Source organism: Anaerosphaera multitolerans (assembly GCF_004006535.1).
Lineage (GTDB): Bacteria > Bacillota > Clostridia > Tissierellales > Peptoniphilaceae > Anaerosphaera > Anaerosphaera multitolerans.
Window position 1 is genome coordinate 17,692 of record NZ_RLIH01000001.1, and the last position, 23,889, is coordinate 41,580.

The 23,889-nt window shown below is 34.1% G+C and carries 19 protein-coding genes and 1 pseudogene; 8 read left to right on the forward strand and 12 right to left on the reverse strand.

Annotated features, from left to right (window positions below):
- The 6 genes from EF514_RS00080 (at position 1) to EF514_RS00105 (ending at position 5,033) form a co-directional block, all read left to right on the forward strand.
- On the forward strand, positions 1-1,377 hold the full coding sequence (locus EF514_RS00080) for a hypothetical protein (RefSeq protein ID WP_127722569.1): 1,377 nt from the start codon (positions 1-3) through the stop codon (positions 1,375-1,377).
- A gap of 1 nt (position 1,378) precedes the next feature.
- Positions 1,379-2,230, forward strand: a complete 852-nt coding sequence (locus EF514_RS00085; RefSeq protein ID WP_127722571.1) for a two-component system regulatory protein YycI — start codon at positions 1,379-1,381, stop codon at positions 2,228-2,230.
- A 77-nt stretch (positions 2,231-2,307) separates the two neighbouring features.
- Complete coding sequence (locus tag EF514_RS00090; protein WP_127722573.1) at positions 2,308-3,093, forward strand: MBL fold metallo-hydrolase; 786 nt, start codon at positions 2,308-2,310, stop codon at positions 3,091-3,093.
- Positions 3,094-3,101: 8 nt separating this feature from the next.
- The gene (surE, locus tag EF514_RS00095; protein ID WP_127722575.1) at positions 3,102-3,851 is read left to right on the forward strand and encodes a 5'/3'-nucleotidase SurE; all 750 of its coding nucleotides are present in this window, start codon (positions 3,102-3,104) and stop codon (positions 3,849-3,851) included.
- The gene (locus EF514_RS00100; protein ID WP_127722577.1) at positions 3,844-4,146 is read left to right on the forward strand and encodes a hypothetical protein; all 303 of its coding nucleotides are present in this window, start codon (positions 3,844-3,846) and stop codon (positions 4,144-4,146) included. Before surE ends, EF514_RS00100 begins: the two co-directional genes overlap by 8 nt.
- Positions 4,143-5,033 (forward strand): alpha/beta fold hydrolase, encoded by an 891-nt coding sequence (locus tag EF514_RS00105; protein WP_127722579.1) that lies wholly within the window; start codon positions 4,143-4,145, stop codon positions 5,031-5,033. The genes EF514_RS00100 and EF514_RS00105 overlap by 4 nt, the downstream gene beginning before the upstream one ends.
- 18 nt (positions 5,034-5,051) lie before the next feature.
- Here EF514_RS00105 and EF514_RS00110 read toward each other — a convergent pair whose 3' ends face one another.
- Positions 5,052-6,068, reverse strand: coding sequence for a threonine aldolase family protein (locus EF514_RS00110; protein WP_127722581.1), 1,017 nt, complete (start codon positions 6,066-6,068; stop codon positions 5,052-5,054).
- A 130-nt stretch (positions 6,069-6,198) separates the two neighbouring features.
- Here EF514_RS00110 and EF514_RS00115 point away from each other — a divergent pair, with 130 nt between their 5' ends.
- Complete coding sequence (locus EF514_RS00115) at positions 6,199-7,272, forward strand: pyridoxal phosphate-dependent aminotransferase (RefSeq protein ID WP_127722583.1); 1,074 nt, start codon at positions 6,199-6,201, stop codon at positions 7,270-7,272.
- Positions 7,273-7,299: 27 nt separating this feature from the next.
- On the opposite strand, the gene EF514_RS00120 is transcribed toward EF514_RS00115, so the two are convergent.
- From EF514_RS00120 to EF514_RS00130, 3 genes and pseudogenes are all read right to left on the reverse strand, one after another.
- Entirely contained in the window at positions 7,300-8,490 is a 1,191-nt protein-coding gene (locus EF514_RS00120; protein WP_127722586.1) for a M20 family metallo-hydrolase, read from the reverse strand.
- Positions 8,491-8,522: 32 nt separating this feature from the next.
- Positions 8,523-8,993 (reverse strand): annotated as a pseudogene (locus EF514_RS00125) (NAD(P)-dependent oxidoreductase); the annotation flags it as partial.
- A 12-nt stretch (positions 8,994-9,005) separates the two neighbouring features.
- Positions 9,006-9,464, reverse strand: coding sequence for a Rossmann-fold NAD(P)-binding domain-containing protein (locus tag EF514_RS00130; protein ID WP_164845503.1), 459 nt, complete (start codon positions 9,462-9,464; stop codon positions 9,006-9,008).
- A 120-nt stretch (positions 9,465-9,584) separates the two neighbouring features.
- On the opposite strand from EF514_RS00130, the gene EF514_RS00135 reads away from it, so the two are divergent.
- Entirely contained in the window at positions 9,585-11,186 is a 1,602-nt protein-coding gene (locus tag EF514_RS00135) for an SH3 domain-containing protein (protein ID WP_164845504.1), read from the forward strand.
- Between the two features lie 93 nt (positions 11,187-11,279).
- Here the strand turns inward: EF514_RS00135 and EF514_RS00140 are convergent, their stop codons facing one another.
- From EF514_RS00140 to EF514_RS00175, 8 genes are all read right to left on the reverse strand, one after another.
- Positions 11,280-12,578: an SLC13 family permease gene (locus EF514_RS00140; protein WP_127722594.1), complete on the reverse strand. Its 1,299-nt coding sequence runs from the start codon at positions 12,576-12,578 to the stop codon at positions 11,280-11,282.
- 2 nt (positions 12,579-12,580) lie between these two features.
- On the reverse strand, positions 12,581-13,411 hold the full coding sequence (locus EF514_RS00145) for a DUF6282 family protein (protein WP_240648975.1): 831 nt from the start codon (positions 13,409-13,411) through the stop codon (positions 12,581-12,583).
- Position 13,412: 1 nt separating this feature from the next.
- Positions 13,413-15,716, reverse strand: coding sequence for a hydratase (locus tag EF514_RS00150; protein ID WP_127722598.1), 2,304 nt, complete (start codon positions 15,714-15,716; stop codon positions 13,413-13,415).
- A 136-nt stretch (positions 15,717-15,852) separates the two neighbouring features.
- On the reverse strand, positions 15,853-16,770 hold the full coding sequence (locus EF514_RS00155) for a LysR family transcriptional regulator (RefSeq protein WP_127722600.1): 918 nt from the start codon (positions 16,768-16,770) through the stop codon (positions 15,853-15,855).
- 252 nt (positions 16,771-17,022) lie between these two features.
- Positions 17,023-20,523: a pyruvate:ferredoxin (flavodoxin) oxidoreductase gene (nifJ, locus tag EF514_RS00160; protein WP_127722602.1), complete on the reverse strand. Its 3,501-nt coding sequence runs from the start codon at positions 20,521-20,523 to the stop codon at positions 17,023-17,025.
- 24 nt (positions 20,524-20,547) lie between these two features.
- Positions 20,548-21,198, reverse strand: a complete 651-nt coding sequence (locus tag EF514_RS00165) for an aspartate/glutamate racemase family protein (protein WP_127722604.1) — start codon at positions 21,196-21,198, stop codon at positions 20,548-20,550.
- A 79-nt stretch (positions 21,199-21,277) separates the two neighbouring features.
- The gene (gene megL, locus EF514_RS00170; RefSeq protein ID WP_205666340.1) at positions 21,278-22,471 is read right to left on the reverse strand and encodes a methionine gamma-lyase; all 1,194 of its coding nucleotides are present in this window, start codon (positions 22,469-22,471) and stop codon (positions 21,278-21,280) included.
- A gap of 195 nt (positions 22,472-22,666) precedes the next feature.
- Positions 22,667-23,878, reverse strand: coding sequence for a Na+/H+ antiporter NhaC family protein (locus EF514_RS00175; RefSeq protein WP_240648968.1), 1,212 nt, complete (start codon positions 23,876-23,878; stop codon positions 22,667-22,669).
- Between the last annotated feature and the right edge of the window lie 11 nt (positions 23,879-23,889).

Here is a 23,889-nt window from a genome sequence, read left to right on the forward strand (position 1 = left end):
ATGAAGAAAAAAGATATTTTATTAAATATAGTACTTGTACTTCTTGTGGCTCTTACTATTTTTCAATCCAGCTACCTTTGGTTTAGTTTTCCAAAATCTAAGGACAGCGGACTAAGTGAGGAAATTTACAATCCCGAGGAACTTTTTATAGAAATTTTAAAGCCGAAAAAGCTGATTGTCAATTTCGGAGAACACAGACACACAGTACTTCACAACTTTGACGATATCTATAGGGAATATTTAGATACAATTTCAATGATATACAACGAAACCAAGGAAGAGGATTTAATTTCCATAACCCTTGATGAATACTTGGAGCTTCAACAGCAAAGGTCCATTGTTTTTGAATTTAACAAGGTAGTTACTGGAAATATATTTAGAAACCTATTGGGATTTTCAAATAATGAAAATAATGAAACTGAAAATATTCCCATTGAGAAAGTCTATATCTCCAATTCCGAAATAATTATTGGAAATAATAAGGGTTATTTTAGAACCAAGGTCCCAAATCAAAAAAACATAAGTAATACCCTAAGCTATATTGAGGGTGAGGGCTATAATAATTACAACAATTTTTATGAACTTTATGGCATTAAAAAAAATCTATACTATCCTCAGAAAAATATTATTCCCATTAAGGACGTTTATTTTTCAAGCAGTCTGCTAAATGAGGAAGATATAAGGGAACAAAATAAAATTAAAAATACTTTGGCAGAGCGATTTTTAAATCAAAATATTGATTATATTAGAGAAACCACACAGGATAACGGGACTCGCTTTGACTATGATGGGAAGGTACTGACTGTAACTGATAATTCCATTATAATATTTCAAGATTCTTCCAACTTTGAAGCAATTGAAAGAAATCTTTATATTTCTCTAAAGCGCGCCATAAATTTTATAGCAAATAAAGTTGGGATACCTGAAGACCTTTATATCAGCTCCGTAAACCCCATAAAAGACGGAGATAATTTAGGTTATAAAATAACTTTTAATTTAACGGACAATTCCGTTCCTATAGTAGTAGACGATGAAGAAATGCAGAATTACATTGAATTGGAAGTTTACCTGGACCATGTAAAGTCCTATAGACAGGTTTACAGACAGACTGAAACCGACCCTGATATAAACTATGAAAATACTAGAATACTGCCTTTGGAAACCATTGTATCAAATAATAAAGTCCTCTTTGTAAATGATGAGTCCACAAAAAGTACAGAGGATATAATTTTAAATATTTCAGATATAAACTTAGTATACCTATACAACTCTGCCTCTGAAGATGAAAACAAACTGGATATTGCAATGGAAATAGACTATGAAAAAAGAACTTTGTTCTTTTCTTTGGAATCAGGTAAATTTATAATGGAGAGATAAAATGGATTGGTCAAAAGCTAAACGAATTTTAATTGTTGCTTTGTTAATTACAAATGTAATCTTATTTGGAAATCTCTCTTTTAACTACTACTACAAGAGAGATAAGACGACTACAAATGAATTTATAGATAAGACTGTAGAATTGCTTGGAGAAAAGGATATAAAAATTGATGCTTACATTCCCAAAAACAAAAGCAATCTTCCCTCTTTAAGAGTGGAATTTGAAACCTATTCCGCTTCCAATATTAATGAGAGATTTTTTGATTCCCTGGGAACTATTACTGAGCCCAGTGTAGATTACAATAAGATAAGTTACGGCGATGAACTTATAAGTATTATAAACTCAAGAACTATACGCTATGAAAATTCAAGTACAAGGGGAGATTACAATATTGAAAACTCAACTCAGGCGGAAAATTTAATAAAGGATTTTTTAATAGACCATAAATTCGACTTTACAAATATGCAGCGTACTTTTGTATCTGAGGAGGACGGAAGATATTATATAAACTATTCCAAAACCTATGACGATATAGTAATTGAAAGGTCTCACTGTCGCTTTGTAGTGGATAAATCCATTGGAATTATTTCTATGGACAGACTTTGGTTAAATGTAATAGATAAATCACAATCGGAAATCCATTTAAGTTCTGCTCCCAAGGCGCTGCTTACCTTACTTGACGACAGCGAAAACTACGGAAAGACCATAGTAAATATAGATGAATGCTTTTATTTCGACCCCGAAGCTCAAGGCTACGTTGAAGATATTACTAAGGCAACTCAGGGAAGAGCCATTCCCGCATGGAGAATCCAATTTGATGATGGCGAAAGTATAGAGGTGGATAATTATTAATCCGCCTTTTTCAAATTTACAATTAAAATACACTAACCTACTACTTTTTATGGTAAAATGTATCTCTGGAGGTTCATATGAAATTTTGTTCATTAGCAAGTGGCTCAAGTGGAAACTGTGAATACATTGAGTATAAAAACACTAAAATTTTAATAGATGCCGGATTATCGGGAAAAAAAATAGAAGAACTGCTTAACTCAATAGATGTTAAAGCCAGTGAAATAGATGCAATATTTGTAACTCATGAGCATATTGACCATATAAAAGGTGTGGGAGTTCTTTCCAGAAGGTATGGCACTAAGGTTTTTGCAACGCCTGAGACCTTTAATAGGATGTTGCCTACAACTAAGGAAATAAAAACTGAAAATTCTTTTTTCTTTGAAAACTCAAAACCCTTTCACTTTAAGGATTTATTTGTTGAACCCATAAGTTCCTTTCATGACTGTGCCAATGGAACTTGTTTTAGTATAACGGGCAGCAAAAAAGTTTCAATAGTTACCGACACCGGATGGATCAGCAGCGAAATGCTTGAAAAAATGGCAAATTCCGCTCTCTACTATATTGAAGCAAATCATGATTATGAAATGCTTATAAATGGAAGTTACCCCTGGAGTTTAAAACAGAGAATAAGCTCCAACAGAGGTCACCTTTCCAATGAAAACACAGCGGAAATTCTTCAAAAACTTATTACTAGAAGAAAAGAGGTTGTAATGCTGTCCCATCTTTCAAGGGATAACAATCTTCCCATGTTGGCTACTAGAACCGTAAGGGATTTTTTATCTAATAAAAATATTTTAGAAGGTACAGATTATATATTAGAAGTTTCTCCTCGTGAAGAAGCTTCAAAAGTTCATAGACTTTAGGAGGTTATATGAAAATACTACTCACAAATGATGACGGTGTTTTTGCACCCGGAATAAAAGAACTTGGTAAACAACTTATAAAAGAAGGGCACAATGTTACCATAGTTGCACCGGAAGAGGAAAATTCCGGCAAAAGCCATGCAATTACACTTATGAAAAAATTAAATTTCAGTCTTGTAGATATTGAAGGTTTGGACTGTATGGCCTACAGTGTTTCCGGTACACCTGCAGACTGTGTAAGAGCAGCTCTTGAAATTCTTGGAAATGGTTTTGATTACTGCTTTTCAGGTTGTAATTTAGGATATAATGCCGGCATGGACATACTTTATTCCGGAACTGTATCTGCAGCTATAGAGGCCAATGTATTCGGCATTAATTCAATTGCAGTATCTTCACAATTCAGCTTTACAGAACCTAACTATAAGACTGCGGCAAAAGTTGCCATTGACACCTTTAATAAGATTTACGATAAAATCGATCAGGTACAGGTACTAAATATAAATGTTCCAAATGTTGAATATGAGGAATTAAAGGGTATAGAAGTATGTAGAATAGGCGGCTCCGTTATGGACAAGTACACAACTTACAAAACATCAAACGGCTATTCTTTGGAACTACATGGAAGAAACCACTGTGACCATCCCGAGGAAACTGACCGTTACTTTTTAGAGAAGGGCTATGCCACTATTACACCTCTTCTCTATGACCTGACTAACGACCGCTTAATTAAAAATATTAAGGAGCATATGTATGGATAATAAGGTTAAGTTATGGAACAATAGAGAACAATTTGCCTACAGAGTACTTTTAATTACGCTTGCAGTGGCAATTTTCTTCTCATTTTTCATAGGAGAGACGGGAAATACAATAAGCCTTTTAACCTACCTATCCCTTGGAATTTTAAATGCTAACTTTTTAGTCTTTATACTTTTTAAAACCATGGGACTGATTCGAAATAAAGGTATCAATGTAAAGTCGACAATTTCCTTAGTAATAGATGTTGTAATGGCAGGATTTTTAATCTATACTTTTTGGTTTAAAATGTCGCCATGAAGGAAATTTTAAACTACAAGTCAAGTAACGGCATAGATACCATCTATGCCGAAATTTACACATGTGAAAACCCGAAATTTATTTTGCAAATTTCCCATGGAATGTGCGAGTATATAAGTCGCTATGAGGATTTTGCAAATTTTTTAAATTCAAAGGGTTTTATAGTTGCAGGAAATGACCATCTAGGTCATGGAAGAAGTAGCAAAACTTTGGGATACTTTGGAAAGGGAGATATTTTAAACTACGTGATTAAAGATATAAACCACCTTTCCACAATTTTAAAAGACAGATATGACTTACCCATATACTACATGGGCCATAGTATGGGTTCTTTTATTATGCGTTACTATATTTCCAAGTATAAGGTGGAAAAATGTATTTTAATGGGCACAGGCTATATTGGAGAACTTCCCGCTACAATTCTAGTACTTTTATCTAAATTAATAGGTGCTTTTAAAGGCGATAAATATGTAAGCAAGTTATTAGTCAGCCTTTCAACAGGTGCTTATGCCAAAAGGATTAAGGGAGATACCTATGATTGGATAAGCTACAACGAAGAAAATATTAAAGCTTTTGCAGAAGATCCTCTATGTAATTACTTTTTCAGCGTTAGCGCCTATAAGTACTTGGGAAAATATCTTTTAAAGATAAATAAAAGAAAAACCATTGAAGATACAGATAAAGACACTGAAATTCTCTTTGTATCCGGCTCCGATGACCCTGTAGGGAACTTTGAAAGAGGCGTTTTAAAAGTCTATAATAAGTATAAAAAGTTTGGCTTTAAAAATCTTAAAATCCGCTTTTTTAAAAATATGCGCCATGAAATTTTAAATGAAAAGGACAACTTAGCGGTCTATAAATTTCTTTCGGATTTTTTGGCAAAGTAAAAGTCTCCCCTTGGAGACTTATTTTAAATTTATTAAACTTGCCTTAAGCCCTTCTATTTCTTCTTCTGTTGTTCTGTAATTTGTAACAAATCTCAGAACTCGATTTTCTTCATCATAGGGCATTACTTCAAAGGCATTGTCCTTAAATAGTTCATCTATTTTAGATTTCGGATATACAATGAAAATCTGATTGCTTTCAGGTTTTTTATAGAAGGAAACTCCCGTCTCTTCCACTGCCCTTGATAATTTTAAACTGTTTTCATAGGCCCTTTTACCAAGTTCATAGTAAAGACCATCTTCAAAAAGCGCTTCAAACTGAGCTCCCAATATAAAACCCTTAGCCATTACAGCGCCTCTTTGTTTCATAAAGTGTCTAAGATTTTCCTTTAATTCATCTTCCACTATTACAAGCGCCTCACCATATAGAGCTCCGTTTTTAGTTCCACCCAAGGTAAAAATGTCGCATAGGTCACATAAATCTTCCACTTTAACATCTGAGGCTGCAAGTCCCACTGCCATTCTCGCACCATCTATGTAAAGATAAAGTCCATATTTTAAACATACGTCATAAATTTCCCTAAGCTCATCATAGCTGTAAACCGTTCCCAATTCTGTAGTTTGAGAAATATAAACCAATTTTGGTACTATATGGTATTCCTCGCCGAAATCTTCCATCCTTTTCTCCAAAAGTTCTCCGCTTAACTTTCCGTCCTCGGAGTAAATTAATTCCACTTTATGACCTGTTGCTTCTATGGAGCCCGCCTCATGTCCTACAATGTGACCTGATTCAACGGCAATAATTCCCTCATAGGCCATTAAATTAGCCGATATTCCAATTATATTTGCAATGGTTCCGCCTGCTAAAAATTCAATTTGAACATCGTCTCTTTTTAAATCCCGTTTTATTAACTCCTTGGCTCTTTCAGTATATTCATCGCTACCATAGCCCGGATTTCCCTTTTCTTTTACAGTTGCAAGTTTTTTATAGACCTTTTCGTGACATAGGTCATTGTAATCATTTAAAAAAATATTCATTTAAGCACCCCCATTTAAGATAATTATAACATAGACCTGCTGATGAGATAAATAAAAATTCCCCAAAACAAGGGAGTTTCCCCTTTAAGCTGTGATATAATAATACTAGTAACTAATTAAGGAGGAAATTATGAAAACCAGTCACGGCGCAAATATTTTTGAACTATCTCGAAAATACGGCTTTGAAATTGAAGATATAAGAGATTTCTCATCAAATATAAATCCTCTGGGCACTTCAGAAAAAGCTCTTACTTATTTAAAAGACAACTTGGAACTTGTAAGTACTTATCCTGACCCCGAGTACTTTGACCTGAAAAATTCAATTTCAAATTACACAGATTCCAACGTTGATGATATATTTTTAGGAAGCGGAACTACTCAACTTTTAATTGAATATATAAATTATATTAATCCTAAAAGGGCGATGATTTTATCACCTTGCTATAGTGAATATGAGGTAGAACTTAAAAAAATAAACTCCCATATCTTTCACTATAAACTTAGCGAAGAATTGGAATTTAAAATAGATATTGAGGACTTGGTAAATCAGCTGAAAGAAAATAAAATTGAGCTTTTAGTTTTTGCAAACCCCAACAACCCTACGGGAACTATACTGTCAAGAAGTGAAATTGAAACTATTTTAAACGATACTGACACCAACCTTTTAATTGATGAAACCTATGTGGAGTTTACTAACACTGCTCAGTATTCTTCCATTCCCCTTACAAAGAAGTACGAAAATCTTTTTGTTGTAAGAGGTGTAAGTAAATTTTTTGCAGCTCCGGGAATTAGGCTTGGCTACGGTATAACTTCCAGTTTAAAAACCAAGGAATACTTTAACTCCAATTCCATGTTGTGGTCCATTAATATATTTGCCGATCTTATGGGACAGGTAATGTTCAGTGACAGAGAATATTTATTAAAAGTCTTTGAATTTATAAGTTCCCAAAGACAATCTATGATTTCTCAACTTTCAAAGTGTGAAGCATTGAAAGTTTACAGTTCACAGGGAAATTTTGTACTCTGTAAAATTCTCAAAGAAGTTACAGCTTACGAATTAAGGGAGCATCTTTTAAAAAAGGCCTTAGTTATAAGAGATTGTTCAAACTTTGCAGGACTTACTAAAAATCACTTTAGATTTTGTATTTTAAAGGAGAAAGACAACGACAAATTAATAAGAGAAATAGTTGACTATTTAAAATAATCCACTGAAAAACAGTGGATTTTATAATTACAACCTTTTATCTAAATTCAATAGCGTATTAAAAAGCACTCTTGCTCCCTTTTCAATTTGCTCCTCATTGGTATATTCCTTAGGCGAGTGGCTCACTCCTCCAATACTTGGCACAAATATCATTCCCGTAGGAATTAAGTGACTTATTTCCTCGGCATCATGACCTGCGCCGCTGCTCATTACCTTGTAAGTGTATCCCTCCTGCTCAACGCCCTTTATAATGTCCTTCATAATGTCTTCATTTAAATAGGCGCTGGAATTTCCTATGCTCTTTACCATTTCATATTTAAAGCCGGAATTTTCCAAAAACTTTTTAATTTCTCCAAAAAATTCCTCAATATTGTCCTCACTTAAATCTCTGGACTCTATAAATAATCTAACCTCTTGAGGAATAATGTTGTACATACCGGGAGAAACTTCTATATCTCCAAGTGTCATTACAAAAGGCTCCGGATATTTAGCCGCTACTTCATATAGCTTTTCTATTACAGCAGGTAGCTTTTTCATTGGATCATCTCTTAGTTTCATAGGGGTTGAACCGCCATGATTTGCAGTTCCTTTTAAAATTACGTCATATCTTCCAATTCCCACTATCCCCTTAACTACACCTATGTCCAATTTTTCACTGTCTAAAATACCACCCTGCTCTATGTGAAGTTCTAAAAATGCCTCTATATCTTTAAAGTCCATTTGGGAACTTTTTACATCGTCTAAGGTTAAACCGTAAGTTCCGATTTTTTCCGGGAAAGTACTGTCTTCTAAATTATTTCTTCCGCAAATAGTCTTACTTCCGAAAGTTCCCCCCATCTCACTTCCCTCTTCTGCATTAAAAACAACTACTATTATTCCATGATTTAACTCAATCTTATCCTCTCTAATGCTATCAAGTACTTCAAGAGCTGAAAACACTCCCAAGGCACCGTCATATAAACCTCCGTTTTTAACTGTATCCAAGTGGGAGCCCATCATTATGTACTTTTTACAGTCTCCCGGATTATAAGTTATAAACAAATTCCCCACTCTGTCCACATGTGTACTGTAGCCCTTTAATTCCGCCAATGCCTTTAATTTCTTTTGAGCAGTATAAAATTCTTCAGTAAAGGCCATTCTAGTAATACCACCCTCTTCACTTTTCCCAATTTCTCCTATTTCAGTTAAATTTCCCATTAACCTTTTAATACTTACCATATTAACCTCCTTAAATAAAAATAATCTTTTAATTAATACCCTTTTTTAAAGTCTACTACATTTATTAAAGGTCTTTTTTCCTTTAAATTTTTTAAATTTAAAATTACCGTCCTCATAACTCTGCTATCCATATCCTCAGAAGTATAAGATATGTGGGGAGTAATATATACATTTTCCATTTCCCAAAGCGGATTTTCCTTTGGAAGAGGCTCTACCTCAAAGACATCAAGGGCAGCGCCGCTTAATTTCCCATTTTTTAAAGCCTTAACCAAAGCTTCTTCATCAATTACACTGCCTCTTGATACGTTTGCTAAAGCAGCTCCATCTTTTACCTTTTTAAATTTTTCCTCATTTAAAAATCCATAGGTACTTTCAGTAGAAGGTAAAGTTACAACTATAAAATCCGCCTTTGCAAGTTCCTCATCAACTCCATTTTCATCTACACAGTAGTCAAAATAATCCTCATCCCTACCCTTGGTATTAAAACCTACAATCTCCATATTAAATCCCTTTAATCACTTTGCCCCCTCCTTAGCTATAGAGCCTGTACCTAGAAACAAAACCTTTTTCCCATAGAGGTTCCCACATATTAATTTCTTTTCCCAGTAGAGCTCCCTTTGATTTAAGATATTAATCTTAGCTTTCTTAACCAGTTCCAGAAGATTAAAAACTATCCATTCTCCCATAGGTTCCGAATAAGCTCCGCCGTTATTACTTACAACTATATTTTTTTCAATTACATAATCCAAAGGTAGATGTTCAAAGCCCATAGAAGTTAAGAATATATATTTTAAATTTTTAAACTCTTCTATTTTTAAACCTTTCATATATATTGAGCCGCAGACTATTTCGGCATCTCTGTTGTAGTTCCCCTTTTTCATCTCTGAAACACTTACAACTTCCACCTCATAACCCATTTCAACAATTTTTTCCAATTCCACTTTACCGATTTTTCCAATAATTATTACTTTCATTTTACACCTCACTTTTATCATATATACCCAAAGGACAATGGGGAAAATTCCCCTAAATCATATTAATTGAAAATGGTCTACATATATAATATAATATACTAAGATTAAGGAGGAATGTGCATGGATTCTAACTTCCAGACCTTACCCACTAATGTTTCTTTAATTCCAAATCAACCTCTTCAAATAATAAGAGCTGAAATTACTAGTGATTTAAACTTAGCCATAGATTTAATAAATATAAGCAGTAAACCCATAAGCAGAGTAATATTTGCCGTTGTATATAAAGATGAACATAACAACTATCTTTTCAATGCAACGGAAGTTTACTATGACATTAAAAACTTGGATATACCGCCTAAAAAAATCTATTTTTTAAATCCCTTCAGTATAGATGAAAGATTTAAAGAAGCGCGCGGTATTGATATAAGAATCAAGGAGCTTTATTATTCAGACAGTGACAGTTTAATATTAAACACCAAAGATGAAAAACAATTTACTTTGCCTCTAATTTCAGAGACTAAGAGCGAAAAAATGAAAACCCTTTTCGGACCGGAAATAATAAGTTATGGAGAAAACTTTATGAACGGTTGGAGATGTGTATGCGGTTTTTTCAATAAAAAAGAAAATGAGGAATGTTCTTTTTGTGGCAGAAATAAAAACTTCGTTTTAAATAACTTAACAGAGCCGCTTATTAATATGAAGTTGTTAAATGTCCTTTCCAATACTGAAGATGACAAACCTGAGGAAGCAAGTATGGCAAGTCATTTAACTCAAACTCACTTGACAAAAGTAGCTCCGACTACTACTTCATTAAGTGAAACCAGAATAAATGAAAGTACGGAAGAAGGCCTGGAGGAAAAATCTATTTTCTCCGTGCTTACTAAAGTAATCTATAGGTCAATTATCGCTCTACTTTTAGTTGTAGTTTTAATATTTGCCTTTCAAATAAGCAAATCTCTTTTGTCTAATCGAGACATTTCCAACGCCAAAACTTTAATTTCTCAAGGCAAGTACGAAGATGCCTTAAAAGTTTTAAATAAGATTGAAAATGAAAAATTACAAGATGAGGTACAGGCTGAAATTGAAAAAACCCAAAAGCTTATGGAATCTCAAAGGTATTTTGACTTAGGAAATAGTTTAATCCTACAGGATAAATACATTGAAGCCATTAAAAATTTCAATAAAGTCAGTTCCGAGGATTCCATTAATTTTGCCAGTTCTCAGGATAAAATCGAAGAGTTGGAAAAAATAATTTTAAATAAGGCAAATACGGAATATACTAATGGTAATTATGAAAAGGCATTAAGTATGGTAAATGAATACTTGGCCGCAGTACCTGAGTCGGCAAATGCCACTAATTTAAAAAATCAAATTATAGGAACTCAAAGTGAGGAAGAAAAAACAGAGGAGGAAGAACTGATTTCCGGTTCCCTTATTGATGAGGAAGCTGTGGAATTGGACAAGAACAGGGCGGAAATGACTAAGAAAGCAGAAGCTCTTTTAAACACATTTCAAAAGGTAGTAGCTGAAAAGGCCAATCTAAGAGCTGAACCCTCCACTGACGCCAAAATCATAACCGTACTTCCTACAGATTCGGACCTCTATATTCAGGAAACTCAAATTGAGGGCAGTGAAAGAATTTGGTGTAAAGTTGAAGCAGAAGATGCAAAAACCGGAGAAATTTTTCACGGGTGGATTTCAAATATTCTAATGGAAGAGTAAATAATAAGATCAACTTTTATCTTATTCTCCTAATTTATATTTAATAGATACTATTACAATTGGGATGTGTAAATTTACACATCCCAAATTTATTTACAATATCAGCGTTAAAACCATAGTCGCAATTAACGCCACCACTATACAAAAAGGAACAGCCCTAAACATAAGTCTTGGAAACATCTTTTCTCTTTCTAACTCATTTGTCATAGAGCCTAAAATCAAGCTACCTCCTGATGAAAAAGGTGATATTGAGCTAGACTGTGCACCAACTACTATTGCAGTAAATAACAAACTCGGACTTAAATTTGTAGCAGCTGCGATTTCAGGAACTACAGGAAATAGAGCCGGCGTCACAACACCTAAAGTTGAACTGAAGAAAGACATCGCCGCTCCTATTAACGCTAAAGCATAAGGTACTAATATTCTAGGTATATTTGTTGATACAAAACCGGCTAATAAATCTATAGTTCCGGCTTTAATAGCCACTTGAATTAGCATCCCGACACCGGAAATCATTATTAAAGTATTCCAAGGAATTCTAACTATAACTTCTTTTTGATCTCCTAACTTTAGCAAGAAAGCAATTACGGAAAATATAATAGCTACTAATCCTATATCTAACTTAGAATTTATAAAGTTTATAGCCGTATTACTTGGGAATATGTTATGTAGTATTGGAAAAATCAACACCAATGCAATCATTGCTATTATTAGATATAAATTTATTTTTTGATTACTGTCAAATTTTTCAGGCTTTTCAATTTCTAAAACCTTGCTACTTTTACCTCTATTACTGAATAAAATCATCAAAATTATCACTACAATAGGCATAATAAAAGTAGTTCCAAATATATATGTAGCATCTGAAAAAGCTTGTTCTCCCAAACCTGCATCTGCAATTAATCCTCTAAATATTATTCCGCTTGCAGAAACCATAAAATTTGCACCTGCTAAAGCTCCATAATTTACTGCTATTGCTCCCAATAACTTACTCGTTCCTGTTTTATCACAAAGTAATATCGTAATTGGAGCAAAAAAAGCTAATATAGTAAAGTATCCCGCTCCCAGCCCAGCTGTTAATGTTGCCGCAAAATATATTACTAAAAGTATTAAATGTGGAAATTTCCTACTACCGTAGAGTAAGTGGAGAGCCAATTTTTCCAATGTTCCATTTACTACAGCAAAATTATAAAATAAGGATACAGACATAATAACAAAGAATATACTTATAGGCCAAGTGGCTATTATTTCCTTCGTACTCATATCCAATAGAAAAGCACCTATTAAATAAGCAAAACCTATTGAAAATAACCCAGTATTTATTCCCGTCTTATATCCTAGAAATATTGATATTGCAATAGCAGCTATTACTAATAAACTTATATAATCCATAATTAACCCCCTAAATCAACATTCAGTAGACTCGCTGGAATAGTTCTTGTCATATGATACAAATCTTTCTCACTAATTCCATTGTCTAATAAATATTGCATATATTCCCTTAGAGCATCTTCCCAAGGCGGATTTTCAATTTGACCGCCATCAGTATCTACCATTACATTCTTATATCCCACCAATTTTATTACTTGTAGATTATCATCCAAGTTACTTTTATATTTACCTCCGCCTAAAGGTTGAGCATAACATCTTTCTAAAATAACATCATAGTCTTTTACTATCTTTTCTTGTTCTTCGTGTGTCATATTTACAACCCAAAACTCAGGATGTGTCACTACTATTTTTTTTATTCCCATATCTCTTGCCTGTTCTACAACTTTAAATATTTCTTCAGGTGACAAGTGAGCTGTGGCTAAAACCACATTATAGTCTTTAATCAATTTAAATATTTCCTTTAAAGGCTCTACAACAATCCCTTTATTATCTAAACATTCAATACCTCCTTTTTGACCGTATTTTTCTCTATGATTTTTAGCATCTACCGTTGGTAACCAAACAACTTTTGCTCCCATTTTTAAAGCTGTTTCTACTGCAACTGGGTTTAAACCGCCAATCGCATTATTTAAAGTCACAGATCCTATCATTTCAAAGTCATTTTTCTCATGGACTTTTTTATTGTACAAATTGCACAAAAAAGCTCTATTCATAGTTGTTCCATGGTGAGACTTTAAAACAATGGCTCTGGCATTTACTCTGATTCCAGCTTCTAACATATCGAAATCAGTATAACGTCTTTCTCTAATATCTGGCGACGTATGAACATGCATGTCAATCACATTGGTTAAATCTACTTCTTTCATTTTTTACCTCCAAATTATTTTTACTTTTATTTAAATTAATTAATGACCCTTTAAGAAGTATCTCTTTTTCTAAATCTGTTAAATAACCAATCCTAAGAAAAGTTTCTATTATCTTTCCTTGTTCCAATATAATGTAGGCCTTTATAAAATCTACTTCCGCTGTAATGCTTTCTCTAATATTTGGAACATATACATAATTTCCGTCTTTGTATATCTCACATTCTTCAGTTAGAAATGGAATAATCCCCCAATTAATTAAATTAGAACGATATCTTTTTGTAGCATAGCCTTTCGCAAAGTTTGCTATTCCACCTAAAACTTTTTGACTTGACGCAGCTTGCTCTCTCGCTGAACCATCTCCTGGACTATTTGCATAAATTCCACTACCATAAGTCAAATTATCTAGTTTGAAATTTCTATCTATACTTTGTATAATAATATCTTTAATCTCTAAAATATCCTTTGAAGTTTTTAAATCTTCGCTTTTACCTCTTATGCTTTTTGCCTTTTCAACGTAACTTGGATATCTCCGACTTAATGTAAATTCAGCCAATCTTTCAGGATTTGATCTATATACCGATGTTTCTCCAGAAGGTATTAATTCATCTGTAGTTGTAACTTCATCTGTGATATGTGCAGCTATCTTAACAAGTAAATTTTCTTTTAATTCTTTAAATTCAGGCCAATCTTTTATATTAGGACCATATATTAATTCAACTGACTCATTTGCATTGCCATAACAATTTAATACTCGTTTTTCATAAATTTTTTTATTAAATTTATAAGGTTTTATTTTTGGCGAATAATCTAATTCATCTGCAGCCGTTAACTTTCCTCTATTTAACGCTGTTGCGGCAATACTTCTTGCATCCATTAAAGCAACTAAAGCCATTTGTCCTTCTGTAGGTTTAGAGCCTTCTCTGTTAGGAAAATTTCTTGTTACATGTCTTATAGAAAATCCATTATTCTCTGGAGTGTCACCCGCTCCAAAACAAGGACCACAAAACGCCGGTTTTAATAACGCTCCCACATTCATTAAATCTCCCGCTGTACCATTATTTATCAATTCGTAAAATACAGGCTGGCTTCCTGGATAAATACTTAATGAAAAATCTCCATTTCCTATGGAGTTTCCCCTTAAAATATTAGCCATTTCTTCAATATTGTCATAAGTTCCACCTGAACATCCTGCTACTATACCTTGATTTACATAAAAATCTCCATTTTTAAAATTAGAACTTAAATCAACATTTATCTTTTGATTTTCAAACACCATTAAAGCCTCATCTTTAATTTTGTTAATTATATTGTGTATATCTCCCTTAAAATCTTCAATTGAATATACATTTTTAGGATGAAAAGGTATAGCTATTGATGGTTTTATCTTACTTAAATCAACTACAATAACACCATCATAATAAGCTACTCTATCTGGTTTAATCTCCTTATAATCATGTGATCTACCATGTATTTCATAATACTTTTCAACTTCTATATCCGTTTGCCAAATTGAACTTAAACTACCCATCTCTGTAGTCATTACATCTATTCCATTTCTATATTCAATTGACAAATTTGATATGCCATCTCCAATAAACTCCACAACTTTATTTTTTACAAACCCAACATCATAGACTGCTTTAATTATATTTAAAGCAATGTCTTGGGGACCGACTCCTAAATTCGGTTTCCCTTTTAAATATATTCCTATAACTTCAGGATATCTAATATCATATGTATCTCCAATTATTTGCTTTACTAATTCTCCTCCACCTTCTCCAATACCCATAGTTCCCAATGCACCATATCTAGTGTGAGAATCTGAGCCAAGTATCATGTTTCCAACTTTTGCCATCATTTCTCTATTAAAAGAATGTATTACAGCAAGATTAGGTGGAACAAAAATTCCTCCATACTTTTCCACTGCTGATAGAGCAAACTTATGATCATCTTCGTTAATAGTCCCTCCAACTGCACATAAACTATTGTGACAATTAGTTAGTATATAGGGTTTTTTAAAATATTTCATCCCACTTGCCCTTGCTGTTTGAACTATATTTACATATGTAATATCATGAGAAGTTAAGGAATCAAACTCAATTTTTAAATTTTCTTCACTATCACTTAAATTATGACTGCTTAAAATTTTATATGTCATAGTTCCTTTTCTTGCCCTATTTTCATTAAATTTATCCTCAAAGTATTTTAATACTTCTTCATTTTTAAAAATTTTGCCATCAATTAAATAACAATTTTCTAACAGTTCAATCATAGCTTACTCCTTATTGTATAATTAAAACGATTTCCTTTAATTGCCCTTATCATTAAAATAAAGATATCATCTAATAGTTATTAAGTCTAATAGTCAAAAATAATAAAAGTTATAGTCTATAAGCTATAACTTTTAATTAATTTTTAAGTTTTTCTATCATGATTTTTAACATTTCTCTCTCTGCATTGCTCATATAATATTCTTTCCTACAGTAAGCGTATATTTCTCTTTTTAAAAGTTTTCCCTTATTTGTCTTAATATAAAAATACTCTAATTCATTTCTGTATTTTAAGACCTCTCTTGTTCTTGTAGGAACAATAGTAATACCAAATCCCTTACTCGCCAAAAGAGCGGAATATATATGACTATCGGTTTCCATATAAATATTCTGATTCCCAAATTCTCTTAATATTAAATCTAAGGTAAATCTCATTGCATGTCCTTTCCTCAGCATTATTATAGGATATTTTACAATGTTATCAATTAAAAAATTTCTTTTACTCTTTCCAACTAAATCTTCTTCTTTTATTACACCTTTTTTAGCAGCAATTAAAAGCTTTTCATTATAGATGAATTGTCTTTCTAAGTAGTACTCAGTAGATTTTTCATTTTCTGGAAGTAATAAAATATCCACTTCTTTATCTAATATCATCTTTCTCAAATTTTTACTACTGTTTTCAATAACATTTACATCATATTTTGGATATTTAGTTTTAAATTCACCTAGTATCAAAGGAATTACATGCGCTGCTCGCTCAGTAGGCATTCCCATTCTAATAGTTCCCATCTCTTTATGACTTATATCTTCTAACTCTTTAATTAAGTTATCTCTCAAACCAAGAATTTCTTTTGCAACTTTTATATACCTTTGACCAGGATAAGTCACCGTTATTGGAAATGTACTCCTATCAAATAATTTCACCCCCAATCTCTCCTCTACATTTGTTATAGTTTGGCTTATAGTAGGTTGTGATACATAAAGTTTTTCAGAAGCCTTAGTGAAAGATCTGCACTCAGCTACAGTTATTACATACTCAAATTCTCTAAATTCCATTTTTCCCCTTTTTTAATATCTAATATAGACACCTTTTTAACTATCCAACCCCATTTTATTTATTCTAATCAATATACTAAATTTTATGAGTATTTGCTATATTTATATTAATTAAATACAAAATATAATTAGTTCTCATAACAAAAAAATTAAAACTTTTCGAAGTGTTATAGATAAATGAGAGAAAATAAAAAGCACCCTGTATTGATTTTTATTTTTACAATAAATTCAATACAGGGTGCTTTTTATACTTTAATTTTCAGCCATTTTCTTATATCTGTTATACCTTGCCGCAGAATCCTCTTCAGCCATATCATATAGCTCTTGAGCTATTTCCGGGAATGTCTTCTTTAAAGAAGTATATCTTACTTCTGAATCTAGGAAACTTTGGAAAGGAAGTGTTGGTTCTTTGGAATCCAGTACAAAAGGATTCTTACCATCTTTTTCAAGTTCAGGATTATATCTGTATAAGTGCCAGTAACCTGTGTCAACGGCAAATTTTTCCTGAGCTACCGTCTTACCCATTCCATTTATTAAACCATGGTTAATACATGGAGCATAGCAGATTACAATTGAAGGTCCGTCGTAACTTTCAGCTTCTTTTAAAGCCTTTATCAATTGATTCATATTTGCTCCCATGGCAACTTGGGCTACATATACGTAACCGTAGGTCATTAACATTGCTCCAAGATCTTTCTTTCTAACTCTCTTACCACCTGCAGCAAATTTTGCAACTGCCGCTCTTGGAGTTGATTTAGAAGATTGGCCTCCTGTATTTGAATAAACTTCCGTATCAAATACTAATATGTTAAAGTCTTCTCCTGATGCCATTACGTGATCTAATCCGCCATAACCTATATCATAAGCCCAGCCGTCACCGCCGAAACTCCAAATACTTTGTTTCATTAGGTAATCTCTAAGCTTGTAAATTTCCTGCAGATTTTTATCTGTTGAATCCCTAGTAAAGTCCTCAATAGGTTTTTTAAGAGCCTTTGTCTTGTCAGGATCCTTCATGTTCTCTATCCATTCCTTAAATATACCTTCCGCTTCACTGCCAGGATTGTTTTTCATATACTCTTCCATTTGAAGTTTAATAGTATTTCTAAGTTTTTTAACTGCCAAAGCCATACCGTAACCGTATTCGGCATTATCTTCAAAAAGTGAACTTGCCCAAGCAGGTCCTCTGCCTTCTTTGTTCTTACAGTATCCTGCAGATGGGAATGAACCTCCCCAAATTGAAGAGCAGCCTGAGGCGTTGGCTATTAACATTCTATCTCCAAATAATTGAGTTACAAGTGTGGCATATGGAGTTTCTCCACAACCTGCACAGGCCCCATGGAACTCAAGTAAAGGTTGTTTAAACTGACTGCCCTTTATAGTGTTATCAGGCATTAAGTCTTCCTTAGGCTCTATGGTCATGGCAAAGTCCCAATTTTCTTCTTGGTATAATTCTTCTTCCAACGGTACCATTACCAAGGCTTTTTCCTTTGCAGGACATACATCGGCACAGTTTCCGCATCCGGTACAGTCAAGTACTGACGGTTGAATTCTATATTCCAAACCTTCAAGTCCCTTACCCTTTGCAGCAATAGTTTCAAAGCTCTCAGGTTTATTTGCAGCTTCCTCTTCATTTAATAGGAAAGGTCTTATAACTGCATGAGGACATACGAAGGAACATTGATTACACTGTATACACTTAGATGCATCCCATTTAGGAACGTGTACGGCTATTCCCCTCTTCTCATATCTTGCAGTACCTGTAGGCATTATTCCCTCTTCCACTCCTTTAAAAGCGGATACAGGTGTCTTATCTCCCTGTTGTGCATTTAATGGGAAGAGTATATTTTTAACGTACTCAGGATAGTCCTTTTCTTCAACTTCATCTACTGCATCTTTCCAGCTTTCAGGAATTTTTATTTCCACAACTTTGTCAAAGCCTTCATCAACAGCTTGATTGTTCATATTTACAATCTTATCTCCCTTATTTCCATAGGTTTCTTTTATGGAAACTTTAAGCCTTTCATTAGCTTCATCTATTGGAAGTACTTTTGAAAGTTTAAAGAACGCAGCTTGCATAATCATATTGGTACGATTCCCAAGTCCGATTTCCTCTGCAATTTCAGTGGCATCTATGGTGTAGAATTTAATCTTCTTTTCATAGATTTCCCTCTTTAATTTTGCAGGAAGGTGTTCAGTTAGTTCTTCTTCATTCCAAATTGTATTAAGCAGGAATACTCCGCCTTCTTTTATGCCTTCTAAAAGATTGTAGTTATATACGTAGGATTGTTTTGAACAACTTACAAAATCCGGCTTTGTTATAAGGTATGTGGATTTTATAGGTTTATTTCCAAATCTTAAGTGGGAAATTGTAACTCCACCACTTTTCTTGGAATCATAGGAGAAATAAGCTTGAGCATACATATCAGTACCGTCTCCAATTATGGCAATGGCACTTTGGTTTGCCCCAACTGTTCCGTCTGAACCGAATCCCCAAAACTTACACTTAATAGTATCTTCCGGTTCTGTGGAAATAGTTTCTTTTATTTCAAGGTTAGTGTGACTTACGTCATCAATAATTCCTATAGTAAATCTATCTTTAGGTTTAGCTTCCTTCATATTGTCAAATACCGCTTTTATTTGACTAGGTGTAGTGTCTTTAGATGCAAGGCCATATCTTCCGCCGACTATTACAGGTTTTTCAGCTTCATCAGCATAGGCGCCTATAATATCTAAGTGTAGCGGCTCATAAGGACTTCCCTTTTCCTTAGTTCTGTCTAAAACTGAAATATATTTTACAGTCTTCGGAATTTCTCTAAGTAGAGCTTCCTTGCTAAACGGTCTGTAAAGTCTTACTTTAATCATTCCAACTTTTTCGCCCTGCTTAATTAGATAATCTACAGTTTCTTCTATAGTTTCATTTACAGAACCCATTGCAATAATTATTCTCTCAGCATCTTCTGCCCCATAGTAGTCAAAAGGCTTGTAATATCTTCCTGTAATATCTCCCAATTTTTTCATATAATCTTCAACTGCGGGAACTACAGCTTCATACATAGGGTTTGACGCTTCCATTGCCTGGAAGTATACGTCCGGATTTTGAGCAGTACCTTTAGTATAAGGTCTTTCAGGATTCATACTCTTCATTCTAAAGTCTTGAAGAGCTTCTCTATCTAATAACTTGCCATAATCTTCATAATCTACAACTTCCACTTTTTGAAACTCATGAGAAGTTCTAAAGCCGTCAAAGAAGTGTAGGAAAGGTATTCTGGTCTTAATAGCTGTAAGATGAGCTATTGCTCCTAAATCCAGAATTTCTTGAACGGAACTTGAAGAAAGCATTGCAAATCCCGTCTGTCTACAAGCCATTACGTCTTGGTGATCTCCAAATATTGAAAGAGCCTGTGTTGAAAGGGCTCTTGCCGCTACGTGAAGTACACCCGGCAATAACTCTCCACTCATTTTATACATATTCGGAATCATAAGAAGCAAACCTTGAGATGATGTAAAACTTGTTGAAAGCGCTCCTGCCGAAAGAGCTCCGTGCATTGCACCTGCCGCTCCGGCCTCTGATTGAAGTTCAGTAACTTGAACTTCTTCTCCAAATATGTTCTTTTTCCCATTTGCAGCCCATGCATCTATATGTTCCGACATATCTGACGATGGAGTTATGGGAAAAATTGGCGCCACTTCAGTAAAGGCATAGGCAACTGTTGCAGCAGCCGTATTTCCATTCATCGTTACCATTTTTTTCATTAATTTAAAACCCCCTGTAAATATTTAAATTCTATCTATCATATCTTCCCCAGGATCAATTACCCTGAGTGTTGTCAAACTTCTAAGCTGATCCTTTATATAAGGAAAATGAGTACATCCAAGTAAAATAGTATCAATTTTATATCTCACATCTTCAATTTCTTCAAAGTACTTAACCATTCCCTTAAGGTTTAATCCCCTAATAATTTCCTCCGGCTTTAGTCCCTCTTCAATTGATTCCACAATGCTCATATTTCCCATGGATATTACATTTCTACTACTATCTGAATCTCTTATAATCCTATCTATCTCATATGCAGATATTCCATTGGCAGCAATAACTGCAATATTTCTACAACTCTTGGGCAGATTGGCATAGGTTTCCAAGGGAGTTATAATTTCCATCTCCGTCTCCTTGGAAATTTTTTTATAGTCTATTGAGGCGCTTAAAGAGTTGCAGTATATAAATACTTTTTCTGCGCCTTGAGATTTAGCTTTTAAAATCTCCTCTCCCGCTCTTTTCTCAAGTTCCTCTGATGAAAAATACTGCATGTCAGTTTGATCTGTACAACTGTCGGCCATAGCTATGGATATGGTTTCAAAGCCCTTGCTTTCTAACAGGTCCGCTCCCATTTTCGTATCCACATTAGTTCCGGCCATTACTGCAATTTTCATATTTACACCTTCTAAAATTTGCAATATAGGTAATTTAAGAATTACCTATATTGCCTGCTTACTATTTTATTTTACTACATTAAATAATACTATCAAGAGCTTGTTTTAAGTCAGCAATTATATCTTCAACATCTTCTAGACCTACAGATATTCTAACTAATCCTTCAGCTATTCCTGATTCAGCTCTTTCTTCCGGTGTATATGGAGAGTGAGTCATACTTGCAGGATGTTGAATAAGTGTTTCAGTATCTCCAAGACTTACTGCAATTGAGCAAAGTTCTACAGAGTTCATAAGCTTAATTCCGGCTTCAATTCCGCCCTTAACTTCAAAGGAAATCATTCCTCCCGGAAGTCTCATTTGTTTCTTAGCTAAGTCGTATTGAGGGAAGGATTTTAATCCCGGATATTGTACTGATTCCACTGCAGGGTGAGCTTCTAAGAATTCCGCCACCTTCATTGCATTTTCAGAATGCTTTTCCATTCTAACTGAAAGTGTCTTCATTCCCCTTTGAATTAAAAATGCTTCAAAAGCTCCAAGTACTGCACCTGTACAGTCCTTTACTCCCAACAGTCTAACTTGGTCAATTAACTCCTTGCTTCCAACTGCAAACCCTGCAATAACATCGCCGTGTCCGTTTAAATACTTAGTTGCTGAGTGAACTACTATGTCCGCTCCCAATTCAATCGGTTTTTGAATATATGGAGTGTTGTAAGTATTATCAACTACTAATACACAGTCCTTGTTTTCATGTGCTATTTTAGATACGGCTTCTATATCTGTAATATACATATTTGGATTTGCCGGTGTCTCTAAATATACAACTCTTGTATTTTCCTTCATTGCATCTTTAAAGTTCTGAGGATCTCTCGGATCTACAAATGTAACTTCAACACCAAACTTTGTAAGTCCATGACTTAAAAGAGCAAAGGTACATCCGTAAAGTGTCTTTGAAGCTATTACGTGGTCTCCGGCTTTAAGCATAGTCCACATAACTGAAGATATGGCGCCCATTCCTGAAGCAGTTGAAACTGCAGCTTCCGCTCCTTCAAGCATTGCAACTTTTTCTTCCACTACTGTGTTAGTCGGGTTACCAAGTCTTGAGTATATGTAACCTTCTTCTTCCAATGCAAATCTTCTTCCGCCTTGTTCCGCAGAATCAAAAATAAATGTAGATGATTGATAAATTGGAGTTGAAAGTGCTCCAAATTGGTTTTTTTGTACTCCTGCGTGAATTTGTTTTGTTGAAAATCCTTTATTTCCCATATTTTCCATTTTTAATTTCCCCCTAATAAATTTTTATTTTAAATTTTAATTAACTTACTATTTTGCTTTTAATTCCCATTTGTCAAAATCCCATGGGTGTTTATTTATATAGCCGTTTGCAAACGGTACGAATATTGACAGTATTGCAAAGAAGGCAAGTGCAAATTGATACCAAAGTAATGGCATTACATCAAAAGGACTGACTTATCCATTTGTAAATTGAATTGCCATTAACAGTTGAGCTCCATAGGGTATAAACCCCTGCATAACACAGCTGAAACTATCCATCAACGAAGCTGAACGTCTTGGATCAACTTTATATTCCTCACAGATATTTCTAACTATAGGTCCATCTATTATTATGGCTACGGTATTATTTGCCGTTGCCGCATCTGTTAACATTGTAATTAATGCAATTCCCACTTCTGCAGATCTGGTTCCCTTAATAAATCCTCTTATCTTATTAAGTAGCCATTCCAATCCGCCACCGTGAGATACTAAAGCTGCAAGTCCTCCCGTTAACATTGAAAGCAGGAAGATTTCAAACATTCCGTTAAATCCTTCAAAAACTATATTTGAGTATTCCAGTGCTCCAAAGGTACCGTAGTAAAGCCCTATGCCGCCGGCTAGTAACGTTCCCAATGTAAGTACGACAAATACGTTCATTCCCGCCAAAGCAGCTATTAGTACAAATAAGTAAGGGATTACCTTTATAATGTTATACTCATAAACTTCAGCTGCCGGTGCAACTTCAGGTCTTCCAAATATAAATAACAATACTATGGTAACTATTACTGCAGGTAATGCAATCATAATATTAGTTCTAAACTTATCTCTCATTTCAACACCCTGAGTCTTAGTAGCCGCTATTGTAGTATCTGAAATTATTGATAGGTTGTCTCCAAACATGGAACCTCCTATTAACGTAGCTACTATTAAAGGCATTGAAATTGTAGTCTTAGCGGCAAATCCAATTGCAATCGGTCCAAGTGTAGTAATAGTTCCCACGCTGGTTCCCGTAGCAAGTGATAGAAAGGCAGCTATTATAAAAATTCCAATAGTTATAAGTCCCGGAGGTATTATTGAAAGTCCAAGATTAACTGTAGACTCAACACCGCCCATAGCTCCAGTAACAGTTGAAAAGGCACCTGCAAGTAAGTAAATAATACACATTATAATTATGTTCTCGTCACCGCAGCCTTTTACAAATACGTCAAATTTATCATCCAGCTTTCCCTTTATAAGGAAAAATGCAACTATAATACCCACTATTGAAGCAATGGGTGCCTTAAATCCGTAAAAGCCCATTGGATCTCCGCCGGCGATTAACATAACTCCTATTCCAAGATATGTAACAATAAAAACTATAAACGGAATAAGTGCAATAAAATTACCCTTACTATTTTTGTTATCCATAATCGTCCCCC

Coding starts and splice junctions, on each gene's coding strand:
- EF514_RS00080 (WP_127722569.1), top strand. CDS start 1: ATGAAGAAAAAAGATATTTTATTAAATATAGTACTTGTACTTCTTGTG.
- EF514_RS00085 (WP_127722571.1), top strand. CDS start 1,379: ATGGATTGGTCAAAAGCTAAACGAATTTTAATTGTTGCTTTGTTAATT.
- EF514_RS00090 (WP_127722573.1), top strand. CDS start 2,308: ATGAAATTTTGTTCATTAGCAAGTGGCTCAAGTGGAAACTGTGAATAC.
- surE (WP_127722575.1), top strand. CDS start 3,102: ATGAAAATACTACTCACAAATGATGACGGTGTTTTTGCACCCGGAATA.
- EF514_RS00100 (WP_127722577.1), top strand. CDS start 3,844: ATGGATAATAAGGTTAAGTTATGGAACAATAGAGAACAATTTGCCTAC.
- EF514_RS00105 (WP_127722579.1), top strand. CDS start 4,143: ATGAAGGAAATTTTAAACTACAAGTCAAGTAACGGCATAGATACCATC.
- EF514_RS00110 (WP_127722581.1), bottom strand. CDS start 6,068: ATGAATATTTTTTTAAATGATTACAATGACCTATGTCACGAAAAGGTC.
- EF514_RS00115 (WP_127722583.1), top strand. CDS start 6,199: ATGAAAACCAGTCACGGCGCAAATATTTTTGAACTATCTCGAAAATAC.
- EF514_RS00120 (WP_127722586.1), bottom strand. CDS start 8,490: ATGGTAAGTATTAAAAGGTTAATGGGAAATTTAACTGAAATAGGAGAA.
- EF514_RS00130 (WP_164845503.1), bottom strand. CDS start 9,464: ATGAAAGTAATAATTATTGGAAAAATCGGTAAAGTGGAATTGGAAAAA.
- EF514_RS00135 (WP_164845504.1), top strand. CDS start 9,585: ATGGATTCTAACTTCCAGACCTTACCCACTAATGTTTCTTTAATTCCA.
- EF514_RS00140 (WP_127722594.1), bottom strand. CDS start 12,578: ATGGATTATATAAGTTTATTAGTAATAGCTGCTATTGCAATATCAATA.
- EF514_RS00145 (WP_240648975.1), bottom strand. CDS start 13,411: ATGCATGTTCATACGTCGCCAGATATTAGAGAAAGACGTTATACTGAT.
- EF514_RS00150 (WP_127722598.1), bottom strand. CDS start 15,716: ATGATTGAACTGTTAGAAAATTGTTATTTAATTGATGGCAAAATTTTT.
- EF514_RS00155 (WP_127722600.1), bottom strand. CDS start 16,770: ATGGAATTTAGAGAATTTGAGTATGTAATAACTGTAGCTGAGTGCAGA.
- nifJ (WP_127722602.1), bottom strand. CDS start 20,523: ATGAAAAAAATGGTAACGATGAATGGAAATACGGCTGCTGCAACAGTT.
- EF514_RS00165 (WP_127722604.1), bottom strand. CDS start 21,198: ATGAAAATTGCAGTAATGGCCGGAACTAATGTGGATACGAAAATGGGA.
- megL (WP_205666340.1), bottom strand. CDS start 22,471: ATGGAAAATATGGGAAATAAAGGATTTTCAACAAAACAAATTCACGCA.
- EF514_RS00175 (WP_240648968.1), bottom strand. CDS start 23,878: ATGGATAACAAAAATAGTAAGGGTAATTTTATTGCACTTATTCCGTTT.